Source organism: Azospirillum himalayense, assembly GCF_042657465.1.
In the GTDB taxonomy this organism is placed as follows: Bacteria; Pseudomonadota; Alphaproteobacteria; order Azospirillales; family Azospirillaceae; genus Azospirillum; species Azospirillum himalayense.
This window is the reverse complement of sequence record NZ_JBHSLC010000004.1, coordinates 144,699-156,574: the sequence shown is the minus strand read 5'-3', so window position 1 is coordinate 156,574 and position 11,876 is coordinate 144,699. Positions and strand designations below refer to the sequence as shown.

The 11,876-nt window shown below is 69.8% G+C and carries 8 protein-coding genes; 1 reads left to right on the top strand and 7 read right to left on the bottom strand.

Annotation, left to right across the window (positions count from 1 at the left end; genetic code table 11):
- Window positions 1–39: 39 nt before the first annotated feature.
- The 3 genes from rpmG to rnr all read right to left on the bottom strand — a co-directional run bounded on the left by rpmG (window position 40) and on the right by rnr (window position 4,373).
- Window positions 40–207 carry a 50S ribosomal protein L33 gene (gene rpmG, locus ACFPMG_RS02745; RefSeq protein ID WP_012974790.1) on the bottom strand — a complete coding sequence of 56 codons (168 nt, stop codon included), beginning with the start codon at window positions 205–207 and terminating at the stop codon, window positions 40–42.
- Window positions 208–336: 129 nt separating this feature from the next.
- Window positions 337–1,860 (bottom strand): S41 family peptidase, encoded by a 1,524-nt coding sequence (locus tag ACFPMG_RS02740; protein ID WP_376993698.1) that lies wholly within the window; start codon window positions 1,858–1,860, stop codon window positions 337–339.
- A 215-nt stretch (window positions 1,861–2,075) separates the two neighbouring features.
- On the bottom strand, window positions 2,076–4,373 hold the full coding sequence (gene rnr, locus ACFPMG_RS02735) for a ribonuclease R (RefSeq protein WP_376993697.1): 2,298 nt from the start codon (window positions 4,371–4,373) through the stop codon (window positions 2,076–2,078).
- Window positions 4,374–4,498: 125 nt separating this feature from the next.
- On the opposite strand from rnr, the gene ACFPMG_RS02730 reads away from it, so the two are divergent.
- Complete coding sequence (locus ACFPMG_RS02730) at window positions 4,499–5,170, top strand: TIGR02117 family protein (protein WP_376993696.1); 672 nt, start codon at window positions 4,499–4,501, stop codon at window positions 5,168–5,170.
- Between the two features lie 191 nt (window positions 5,171–5,361).
- Here ACFPMG_RS02730 and topA read toward each other — a convergent pair whose 3' ends face one another.
- The 4 genes from topA to ACFPMG_RS02710 all read right to left on the bottom strand — a co-directional run bounded on the left by topA (window position 5,362) and on the right by ACFPMG_RS02710 (window position 11,767).
- Complete coding sequence (gene topA, locus ACFPMG_RS02725; protein ID WP_376993695.1) at window positions 5,362–8,205, bottom strand: type I DNA topoisomerase; 2,844 nt, start codon at window positions 8,203–8,205, stop codon at window positions 5,362–5,364.
- A gap of 53 nt (window positions 8,206–8,258) precedes the next feature.
- Window positions 8,259–9,380 (bottom strand): DNA-processing protein DprA, encoded by a 1,122-nt coding sequence (gene dprA, locus ACFPMG_RS02720; protein ID WP_376993694.1) that lies wholly within the window; start codon window positions 9,378–9,380, stop codon window positions 8,259–8,261.
- 85 nt (window positions 9,381–9,465) lie between these two features.
- Complete coding sequence (locus tag ACFPMG_RS02715) at window positions 9,466–10,638, bottom strand: helix-turn-helix domain-containing protein (RefSeq protein ID WP_376993693.1); 1,173 nt, start codon at window positions 10,636–10,638, stop codon at window positions 9,466–9,468.
- Between the two features lie 157 nt (window positions 10,639–10,795).
- Window positions 10,796–11,767: a response regulator gene (locus ACFPMG_RS02710; RefSeq protein ID WP_376993692.1), complete on the bottom strand. Its 972-nt coding sequence runs from the start codon at window positions 11,765–11,767 to the stop codon at window positions 10,796–10,798.
- Between the last annotated feature and the right edge of the window lie 109 nt (window positions 11,768–11,876).

The following is an 11,876-nucleotide window of genomic DNA, read 5'->3' as shown; positions in this document are numbered from 1 at the left end:
AAAGGCGGCCTTTTCAATTCCGGCGGTCCCGGGGAAACCTTACTTGATCTTGGCTTCCTTGAACTCGACGTGCTTGCGAGCCACCGGGTCGTACTTGCGGAACGACAGCTTCTCGGTGGTCTTCTTCGGGTTCTTCTTCTTCACGTAGAAGAAGCCGGTGTCGGCCGTGCTCACCAGCTTGATGAGGACGGTGTTCTGCTTCGCCATGATCTCAATCCCGACTAAAAATCCGTGACCCGCCAGCCCGGCGGGGCGGCGTCGTAGCGGGGGAAGATACCCGCTGCAGCCGCGATGTCAAGGGCTAGTAGTGGCCTTGCGCCCGCCCCGCAAGGGGGGTCAGCGCTCCGCCACGGTGTTGGTGGAGGACAGGGCGACCGCGCGCTGGTAGAGCGCCGGTTCGGCGAGGAGGCGCAGCGCCACCTTCAGGTCGAGTTCCGGTTCATGCTCCTTCCACGGGCAGGCCTCGCGCAGGCGGGCCAGCGCCTCCTCGTCGTCGGCGGCGCGGGCGCGCCAGCCGGCGAACTGGGTCATCGGGCGTGCCCGGCCGTCGCGCAGGTCGGACAGCAGGGCGACGGGATCGTCCTGGCCGGTGCGGCTGGTGCAGACCGTCGGCTGCACGCCCTGGCGGTGCAGGGTGTAGCCGGCGGGCGTGTAGATGCGGCTCCAGGTCAGGAACAGCTCACCGTCGTTGGGCAGGCGGGTCACCGTCTGGACGCTGCCCTTGCCGTAGGAGGAAGCGCCCACCACCACCGCGCGGCCCGAGTCCTGGAGCGCCGCCGCCACCACCTCGGCGGAGGAGGCGGACCGCCCGTCGACCAGAACCACCAGCGGCATCCCTTCGGCGATGTCGTCGGGGCCGGCCTCGAAGCGCTGGCGGCTGTCGGGGTGGCGGCCCTCGGTCGTGATGATCTTGCCCTGGGCAATGAACAGGTCTGCCACCGCGACCGCCTGGTCGAGCAGGCCGCCGGGGTTGCCGCGCAGATCGAGCACGAAGCCACGCAGGCCCTTGCCAACGCTCTGCCGCGTGGACAGGACGGCGTCGCGCAGGTTGGAGGCGGTGGCGGCGTTGAATCGATCCACCTTCAGCACGCCGACCTGTTCGGACACGCTGGCGTTCACGGTGTTGGGAACCACGCGCTCGCGCCGGATGGGAGCGCGGCGCGGCGGGTTGTTGTCGCGCGCCACGGTCAGCAGGACCATGGTTCCGGTCGGGCCGCGCAGCCGGTCGCGCATGTCCGACTCGCTCAGGCGGGCGGTCAGGTCGCCGTCGATCGCCAGAAGCTGGTCGCCGCTGCGGATGCCGGCGCGGTCCGCCGGGCTGCGCGGCACCACGTTGCGGATCAGGGTGCGCCCGTTCGCCGTCTCCAGCGACAGGCCGATCCCGCCGTAGCCCTCGCGCTGGGCGCGTTCGCTGGTGGCGCGCTGGGTGCCGGTGTAGCGGGAATAGCCGTCCAGGTCCGTCATCACGGAATCGAGGACCACCTGATAGACCCGCTCCGGCACCGCCTGATAGAGGGTGGGAGAATAGAGACGGGCGCGCTCCACCGCCTTGGTGGTCAGGGCGGCCCAGCCGGCGGCGTCGGACAGGGACGGTGCGGCGTACTCGCCGATCACGCTCCCGGACACGTACAGGCGTACGGTGTTGCCCTGGCGCTCGGCGCGGGCGGTCGGATCGATGGTCGCGAGACCCTTCAGCCCGTCAAGCCCGAGGCGGCCGAAATCGACCTGCTGAAGGTACACTTCGGCGATTTTGCCGTAAGCGACGGCAAAGACCTGCTCGCTGACGAAGGCGGCTTCGGTCGCGGCTTCGGCCGGACGGGGCAGGGACCCGCCGAGGCTTCCGAGGCCGACAGCGAGCATGGCAGCCGCGAGCGGGACCGACAGACGCCCGCGCGGCGAAAATCCTCGTTTCCGTATGCCCATGGCGCGCCGAACGCGGCCTCCTTTCCCACAGGCGGACCCGGACGGTCGCCCGCCGGATTCGAACGGATAAGGAATAGCACTTCAGAAATGAGGGCTGGCGGGACAAAAGACGGGGGGTGGACTCTTTGTTGCGGAATGTCCACCACTGTGACTCAGCGGCCACGCTCCCGTTGCTTCTGGGTTGCGCGGCCCGCGAAACGGGCGCTCCGCCGGAGGGGATCGCGGTGGCCGGATTGCAACGGATGATCGGTGCCCCCAACGGAATCCCCGGAGAAATCCTCCTCGGCGCGGGGCAGGGCGAACAGGGTGCTGCCGGTCAGCGGATCGGCCTCGACCAGCACCACCTTCACCGCGGCGCCCAGACGGTAGCTGCGGCCGCTGCGCTGGCCGACCAGGGCATGGGCGCGCTCGTCATGCTCGTACTGGTCGTCGGGCAGGGTGCTGGCGGGGATCAGCCCGTCGGCCCCGTTGTCGTCGAGCCGGATGAACAGGCCGAAGCGGGTGACTCCGGAAATCCGCCCGGTGAACAGGGCGCCCACGCGGTCGGCCAGGAAGGCGGCGGTAAAGCGGTCGATGGCGTCGCGCTCGGCGGTGGCGGCGCGGCGTTCGGTCATCGAAATGTGCTCGCCGATGTCGGTCAGCCCGGCCATGGCCGCGTCGTCCAGCCCGCCCGGCCCCAGCCCGTGCGCGCGGATCAGCGCGCGATGGACGATCAGGTCGGCGTAGCGGCGGATCGGCGAGGTGAAATGGGCGTAGCGGTCGAGCGACAGGCCGAAATGGCCGATGTTCTCCGGGCTGTATTCCGCCTGCGACTGGCTGCGCAGGATCACTTCGCTGACCAGCTGCGATTCCGTGGTGCCGGCGGCGCGGTCGAGGATCGCGGTGAAATGGGCCGGGGACAGCCGCGGCACCCGCGGCAGCGTGTGGCCGATGCCGGTCAGGAATTCGCGCAGCGTCTCCTGCTTGTCGAGCGACGGCTGGTCGTGCACGCGGAACAGGCCGGGCATGGTCGCCCGCTCCAGGCTGTCGGCCGCCGCGACGTTGGCGCAGATCATAAACTCCTCGATCAGCCGGTGGCTGTCGAGCCGCTCGCGCGGCGCGATCTCCGCCACCCGCCCGCGCTCGTCCAGCCGGACGCGCCGTTCCGGCAGGTCCAGTTCCAGCGTTCCGCGCCGCTGCCGGGCCGCCCAAAGGCGGGCGTAGGCGCCGTAGAGCGGGGCGATGACCGTCTCCAGGAGCGGCGCCGTCGCCTCGTCCGGCGCCCCGTCGCGGGCCGCCTGCACCTGCTCGTAGGTCAGGCGCGCGGCGGAGCGCATCAGGCCGCGCACGAAGCGGTGCCGCAGCAGCGCGCCGTGGCGGTCGATCCACAGATGCGCCGCGACGCAGGCGCGGTCCTCGTGGGGGCGCAGCGAGCAGAGGTCGTTGGACAGTGCCTCCGGCAGCATCGGCACGACGCGGTCGGGGAAGTAGACGGAGTTGCCGCGCTCGAAGGCCGCGCGGTCCAGCGCCGCATTGGGGCGGACGTAGAAGGCCACGTCGGCGATGGCGACCAACAGGTGCCAGCCGCCTTCATTCGCCGGGTCGGGGTCCGGCTCCGCCCACACCGCGTCGTCGAAGTCGCGGGCGTCGGCACCGTCGATGGTCACCAGCGGCAGGTCGCGCAGGTCGGTCCGTCCGGTCAGCGAGGGCACGGCGGCGTGCGACGCCTCGCGCAGGGCGGCGGGCGGGAAGTCAGTGGGCAGCCCGTGGGTGTGGATGGCGATCAGGCTGACGGCGCGCGGCTCCGCCGTATGGCCCAGCCGCTCCGCGACGCGGGCCTGCGGCAAGCCCATCCGGGAGGCCGGCAGCAGGTCGGCCAGCACCAGTTCGCCCGGCTCGGCATCGTTGCGGTTGGCCGGCAGGACCAGCAGTTCGGTCTTGTTGCGCTTGTCCGTGGGGACGATGCGCCCGCCGTCCGCCGCGGGGTAATAGACGCCGAGCACGCGCCCCACCGTGCCGTCCAGCCGGCGGATGGTGCGGGCCTCGTAGAGCCGGTCGTTGACGCGGCTGAGCTTCGCCAGCACCCGGTCGCCCGCCCCCATCGTGGGGTGGCCCTTCCTCTCCGGCATCAGGAAGATGCGCGGCGGGTTGCCCTCGCCGGTCCAGGTGACCGGGCGCGCGGTGACCTCGCCGTCCGCATCGGTGCCGGTCACCTCCAGCACGGCGACCTCCGGCAGCGACTGCGGCGGGGCGACGCGCTTGTTGCGCCCGCGCTCCACGGCGCCGTCGGCTTCCAGCTCCTTCAGAAGTTCCTTCAGCCTCTCGCGGTCGTCGCTGCCCGACAGTTTGAAGGCGCGCGCGATCTCGCGCTTGCCGACCGGGGTCGCGCTGTTGCGGATGAAGGAGAGGACCGTGTCCTTGTCGGGAAAGCTTCCGGGAAAGCTGCCGGAGCGGCGGGAGATGTCGGTCAAGGGAATCCGTGCCGTGGAGGGTGGACCGCTTAAGTAAGCCCTGGGCGCGGCGAATCCAACCGCCGCGCCATGGCTCCGCCACAAAGACGCGCCAGAACCGTGCCGGGCGTGGCGGGAGCGCATCCATGAGGGTGGTACGGAACGGGGTGGCGCTGGCGTTGGCCGTTCCGGCGATTGCGGCCGGAGCCTACTTGCTGGCTGCTGGGGTGCTGTCCCGCCTCGCGGTGGAGGGGCGGCCGGCGGCGCGGGAGGGCGTGGAGGTCTTTGTCTGCACCAACGGCATCCACACCGATCTGGTGCTTCCCGCCGTCACGGACGCCGTGGATTGGACGACCGACCTGCCGCCCGGCAACTTTCCCGGTGCAGGTTCCTGGGCGAGCCATCGCTCCTTCGGCTGGGGCGACCGCGCCTTTTATCTGGAAACCCGCCAATGGTCGGACCTGAGGCTCGCCACGGCGCTGTCCGCCCTGTTCGGCCGCGGGCCATCGGTGATGCACGTCTACGCGCTGCATCGCCCGGCAGGGAGTCCGGACTGCGGGGCGCTGACGCTGGGCGCGGCGCAGTACGGAGCCCTGGCGGCCTTCGTGAGCGGCAGTTTCCGCCGGGACGGGGAAGGGCGGGTGTTGCCCCTGCCGGGCAGCGGCTATGGCGCGACCGATCTCTTCTACGAGGCGATCGGCCATTACAGCCCGGTCGAAACCTGCAACGAATGGTCCGGCAAGGCTCTGCGCGCCGCCGGGGTGACCGTGGGTGCCTGGACCCCGTTCGAGAGCGGCGTCATGCGTTGGGTGCGGTAGGGAGCGGTGAGCGGCAGTTATCCCCTCTCCCCTCCGGGGAGAGGGTTAGGGTGAGGGGGATGCACTTTTGCCGGACATGCCGCTTTGCCGGACATACCGCCATGCACATCCCCCTCACCGGCCCTGCGGGCCACCCTCTCCCCAGAGGGGAGAGGGTTAAGAGGGGGCGGTCGATGAGTGTGAGGGAGTAATCAAGCCCGCTTGCGGGCGGCGGGCTTATCCTCGCCGGCGTCGGTCTTGTCGGTGTCGGAGCTGTCGGCCTTCTTGGCGGCCGCCTTTTTCGGAGCGGCCTTCTTGGCCGCATCCTTCTTGGCCGGCTCCTTCTTGGTGGCGGTCGCCTTGGCCTTGGTTGCCTTCTCGGCCTTGGTGGGCGCCTCGGCACCGTCGGCCGCCGCCGGCTCGGCGTCCTTCGGAGCCTTGCCCTTCTTGGCGGCGTCCTTGGCGGCTTTGGCCTCCAGAAGCTCCAGCGCCTGCTCCAGCGTCACGCTGTCCGCTTCCGTGCCCTTGGGGATGGAGGCGTAGACGGAGCCGTGCTTGACGTAGGGACCGAAGCGGCCGGACCCGGTGGTGACCGGCTTGCCGGTCTTCGGATGGTCGCCCAAGGTCTTGGCGGGGGCCGACGCCTTCTTGGCGGCGCCGGCCAGCAGGTCGACCGCGCGGTTGATGCCGATGGTCAGCACGTCGTCGTCCGGCGTCAGCGACTTGTAGACGCTGCCGTGCTTCAGATAGGGGCCGAAGCGGCCGATGCCGGCGCTGATGTCCTCGCCCGTTTCCGGGTGGTTGCCGATGCTGCGCGGCAGGGCGAGCAGCTTCAGCGCGGTGTCGAGATCCACGTCGGCGGCGGCCATGCCCTTGGGCAGGGAGACGCGCTTGGGCTTTGGAGCCTCGGTCTTGACCTTCTTCTTGCCCTTGGTCTTCTTGCCGTCGGCGGGAGCCTCCTCGACCACCGCCTCGGCCGGGGCCGCCGCCGCCGGGGGCGGGCCGAGCTGGATGTAAGCGCCGTAGGGACCGCGCCGCACGGTCACCGGCAGGCTGGTCTCCGGGTCGTTGCCCAGCTCGCGCGGGCCCTCCTGCGCCTCGCCGTTCTCGTCGTTGGCGACGGCGAGCGGGCGGGTGTAGCGGCATTCCGGGTAGCGCGAGCAGCCGATGAAGGCGCCCATCTTGCCGAGCTTCAGCCCAAGCCGGCCCTGGCTGCACACCGGGCAGACGCGCGGGTCGTGGCCCGGCGTGCCGCTGTCGGCGTTGGTCGGGAAGAAGTGCGGCCCCAGCTCCTCGTCCAGCGTGGTCAGAACCTGGGTGATGGTCAGGTCCTTGGTCCCGTCCACCGCGACGTGGAAGGCGCGCCAGAAGTCGCGCAACACGGTCTTCCAGTCGATCCGCCCGTCGGAGATCTCGTCGAGCTTGTTCTCCAGGTCGGCCGTGAAGTTGTACTCGACGTAGCGGTTGAAGAAGTTCTTCAGGAAGGCAGTGACCAGACGGCCGCGGTCCTCCGGAATGAAGCGCCGCTTGTCCAGCCGCACGTAGTTGCGGTCCTGGAGCACTTGAAGGATGGAGGCGTAGGTGGACGGGCGGCCGATGCCCAGCTCCTCCAGCTTCTTGACCAGGCTCGCCTCGGTGTAGCGGGGCGGCGGCTGGGTGAAATGCTGTTCCGGGCTGATGTCGCCGCGGGCGAGGGCGTCGCCCTGGTCCATGGCGGGCAGGCGGCGCTCCTGGTCGTCGTCGGCGGCGCCGTCGTCGCGGTCCTCCTGGTAGACCTTGAGGAAGCCGTCGAACACGACGACCGAGCCGGTGGCCCGCAGCACGACGTCCTTGGACGGCGAGGCGATGTCCACCGCCACCTGATCCAGCACCGCGCTTTCCATCTGGCTGGCCAGCGTGCGCTTCCAGATCAGCTCGTAGAGCCGCAGCTCGTCGCCTTCCAGATAGGAGGCGACCTCCTCCGGGCGGCGGAACAGGTCGGTCGGGCGGATGGCCTCGTGCGCTTCCTGGGCGTTCTTGGCGGCGGTCTTGTAGACGCGCGGCTGCGCCGGGACGTAGCGCTCGCCCCAATGAGAGCCGATCAGGTTGCGGGCGCCCTCGATGGCCTCCTGCGACAGGCTGACGCCGTCGGTTCGCATGTAGGTGATCAGGCCGACCGTCTCGCCGCCGATGTCCACGCCCTCGTAGAGCCGCTGCGCGGTGCGCATGGTGCGGGTGGCGCCGAAGCCCAGCTTGCGCGAGGCCTCCTGCTGCAGGGTCGAGGTGGTGAAGGGCGGGGAGGGGTTGCGGCGGCTCTGCTTGCGCTCGACCGTCGCGACCGAGAAGGCCTGCGGGCTGATGCGCGCCACCGCGGCCTCCGCCGCCTCGCGGGCGGGCAGAGCGAATTTGTCGAGACGTTTGCCGTCGAGCTGGGTCAACTGGGCCGTGAAGGAGGCGCCGCCCGGCGTGGCGAAGCCCACCTCGATGGTCCAGTATTCCTGCGGCTTGAAGACCTCGATCTCCGACTCGCGCTCGCAGATCAGGCGCAGCGCCACCGACTGCACGCGGCCAGCCGAACGGGAGCCCGGCAGCTTGCGCCACAGCACCGGCGACAGGGTGAAGCCCACCAGATAATCGAGGGCGCGGCGGGCCAGATAGGCGTCCACCAGCTCCCGCGAGACGTCGCGCGGAGCCTCCAGCGCGGCCTGGACGGCGCTCTTGGTGATTTCGTTGAAGGTGATGCGCTGGACCTTGGAGTCGTCGATCAGCCGCTTTTCGCGCAGCAGCTCCGACAAATGCCAGGCGATGGCTTCCCCTTCGCGATCCGGGTCGGTGGCGAGATAGACGCGCTCGGCCCCTTTGACCGCCTTGGCGATCTCGTCGATGTGGCGCTTGGAGCGGTCGCCCAGCTCCCAGTCCATGGCGAAGTCCTCGTCCGGACGCACCGATCCGTCGCGCGCCGGAAGGTCGCGCACATGGCCGAAGCTGGCGACCACGGTGTAGTCCGAGCCAAGGTATTTGTTGATGGTTTTCGCCTTGGCCGGCGATTCGACGATGACGACGTTGCTGCCCGGCAAGAGTCCGCGCCCCTGAAAGTGCCTATCCCATACACCGGCGGTGCGGATCGGGATCAGATCAGGTTCACCTGATTCCCAGGCTGGCGCTGGACACGGCCCGCAAGCTCAAGTTCCAGCACTACGGTCAACACCACCGGAGCGGACAATTGGCACCCGCGGACGAGTTCGTCAATGGCAACCGGCGTATGGCCGAGGTTTTCCAGGATGACGGCGCGCGCCGATTCAAGGTCCGCCTCGGACGGAACGGCGGGGCGGGATTGGGCGAACAGGTCGCCCTGGCGCTCCCGCAGGGTCGGCGGCGACAGGTTGTCCAGCGCCCGCAGCACGTCGTCCACCCCCTCCACCAAGGCCGCCCCCTGACGCAGAAGATTGTTGGTGCCCTGGCAACGCGGGTCGAGCGGGGAGCCGGGCACCGCCATCACCTCCCGCCCCTGTTCCAGCGCCATGCGCGCGGTGATGAGGGAGCCGGACCGCAGCGCCGCCTCCACCACCAGGACCCCCAGCGACAGGCCGGAGATCAGCCGGTTGCGGCGTGGGAAATGGCGGGCCTGCGGCGTGGTGCCGACCGGGCTTTCCGCCACGATCACGCCCTGCTGCACTATGTCGCGGTAGAGTTTTTCGTTCTCCGGCGGGTAGACGACGTCGGCGCCGCCCGCCACCACTGCCGCGGTTCCGCTGCCGAGAGCCCCGGCGTGGGCCGCCGTGTCGATCCCGCGCGCCAGCCCGGAGACGACCAGCAGCCCGGCCTCCCCCAGTTCTCGCGCCAGCCGTTCGGCGAATTTCTTGCCGTTCATCGAGGCGTTGCGCGCCCCGACCAGCGCCACCGCGCGCCGTTGCAGAAGATGCGGGTGACCGAGGACCGACACCGCCGGGGGCGCGTCGTCCAGCGCCGCCATCGGTTCCGGATAGTCGGGCTCGCAGGAGCAGATCAGGCGGGCGCCGATGCGGTCGTTGGCGACCAGCTCGCGGTCAATGTCCGCCTTCGGCGCGATGCGCAGCGGCTTGGTCCGCCCGCCGCGCCTGGCGAGGTCGGGCAGCGCCTCCAGCGCGGCGCCGGCGCTGCCGAACCGCTCCAGCAGGCGGTGGAAGGTGATCGGCCCGACATTCTCGGTTCGAATGAGTCGGAGCCAGTCGAACCGCTCGGCGGCGGACAGGGTGCGGCGCGGTTGAGTCATGCGTCCATTCATACAACCGGCACCGGGGCGCTATCAACACGCAAACGTGTGCGTCTGGGCTCTTCTCAGGGACTCGGCAGAGCGGTCATTTGCGCCAGAAGCCGAAGAGCCCCTTCTTCTTCGGCGGAGCCTCCGGTTCGGGCTCCGGCTCCGGCTCATCGTCGAAGGAGAAGGGATCGTCCTCGGCGTCAGCCTTTGCGGTTTCGGCCGGCTCGGTTTCGGGCTTGGGCTCGTCCGGATCGTCGTCCGTGTCGAAGGAGAACGGATCCTCGTCCGGTTCCGCATCCGTCTTGGCGGGGGCGACCTCGGCCGTCTCCTCCGTTTCGTCATCGTCGAAGCTGAAGGGATCGCCGTCGTCGTCGGCGCTGTCGGCCGAGCCGGTCGCTTCGGCCGTTTCGTCTTCGGTCTTCTCCTCCGCGTCGTCGGTGTCGAAGCTGAAGGGATCGCTGCCGTCCTCGTCCTCGTCATCATCGAAGTTGAAGGCGTTGGCGTCACCGCCGCCCGCATCGTCGTCCTTGGCCTCGTCATCATCATCGTCGTCGAAGCTGAAGGCGGAGAAATCCGAGGATTCGTCCTCCTCATCCTCGTCGCCACCGCCGAGGGCCATGGCGGCAACGGCGACTGCGCTCGCCGCGCCCTGGCCGCGGCGCATCTCCGCCTTGAAGCGCTCAAGCTCCTCGCGGAAGCGATCCTCGGCCTCGCTCCAGCGCTGGCGCTCCTGGTCGAGGGTGGCGAGCAGTTCCTCTTCCCGCTTGCGGGCGGCGGCGCGTTCCGTGTCGAGCGCCTGGATCAGCTCCTCCTGGCGCTGGAGCAGCGACTCGTGCCGCGTCTCCATCGCGTCGATGACTTCGCGCACATACTGTTCGAAGGCGCGGAACTGGAGCGCCAGAACGTCCTCGTCGGCGTTGGCCGCCGCTGCGGTGGCCGCCGCCTTCACGGCCTTGGTCGCCTTGGTCGTCCGCGTCCCGCCGGGTGCTCGCGGCGGTGGGGAGGGCGTGGCGGCGGCGGGCGGTGTGCGCGGACCGCCGGGGGTGGCGCCGTCACCCCCCAGCCAGCGCGACACCAGGATGTAGGAAACTTGCAACTCCTCCGCGATGCGGCGGTAGCTCCAGCCCTGGGCGCGCAGCCGTTCGGCCATGCGCTGGCGGTCCGGCTCCTCGCTGGGAGTCGCCGGGCGCGTGGGCAGGGAGGATGTCGGGCCGATCCCCTCGGTGGGGGTCGCGACGACGATCACATCCTTCAGTTTCTGGTCGGCCATCGGGTCTCCGCCGTCCTGCGCGCAGGGCGTTCCTTACCGCGATGTTGGCCGCGTTCGGGGGGCGCTGTCGATCCGGGACGGGTCCCGGTTGAAGCAGTCTGGGCGGGGAACCCGCCGGACCGGGCCAATTCGCGCCGATCCGGCCCGTTCCTGCCGGTCAGGTCAGCTCCTGGATGTGCTCGACATAGCCGGACAGGGCGGCGATGCCTTGCTCGGTCAGTTCGATGAAGACGCGGCGGCCGTCCTTCTCGTCGGCGATCCGGCGCACCAGCCCGCGGTCGTGCAGCTCGGTGATCCGCCGCAGCGCCGTGGTCTGGGCCACGCCGGAGGCCATGCACAGCGACGACACGGAAATCCGCCGCCCGCGCAGATGGTTGGCCATCAGGTCCAGCAGCATGTCCCAGCAAGGGTCCTCGAACAGCCCCTTCGGGAAATACTTGTCGCGGGCGACGCGGGATTGCTGGAGCGTCCTCAACACCGCCAGCCGCCGGTTCTCTCCATTTGCGGCGGAAACGGAAGGCGAAGTGACGGGGGCAGGAGCCGGAGCGGCATGCGTGGTCTGGCTCCCACGCAGCGCCTTCACCGCTTCGATAAGGGCGAGGCCATGGCGGTAGGCGTCCTCCAGCGCCCCATGCAACTCGCCGTTGCCGGCGGGCGGAGGCGGTGCGGGCAGCGGAGCCGCCGCCTGATGGGCGGCCAAAGCGCGGGCGAGCGCGCCGTGAAGCTGGCTGCCGTCCTGCGGGTCGCTGACGAAATCCGCCGCGCGCAGGTGCATGGCGCGGACGACGTCCGCCGCCGTGGCGTTGGGCGCGACGACGATGACCTGGAGGTGCCGCTGCACACTCTTGCGCATCCGCTCGACCAGCGCCAGACCGTCGAAATGGGGCAGGGCCAGTTCCACCGCCACGATGCCGATGCTGCCGTCCGTCTCCAGCGTATCGAGCGCCGCGATGGGGTCGTGGGTCACGTGGATGCGGTGGCCGTTGCGTTCGAAGGCGTCGTGCATGCCGATGCCCAGCGCGCGATCCGCGCAGGCGATCAGGATGGACGTCGCCGAAACATGAAGGCCGGCGCTGGTTTGGACCGGGCGCACCGGCCATGCCAAGGGTCGCTCCAACTCGATCCGCATCGAAGCCCTTCCCCCCGTTGGGTGCATGGAATGCTGTGCTTAAGGATTACCACGCAAAGCAAACCATCATGGATGCAATCATGGTCCAAAATAGAGCGATCGATAAATG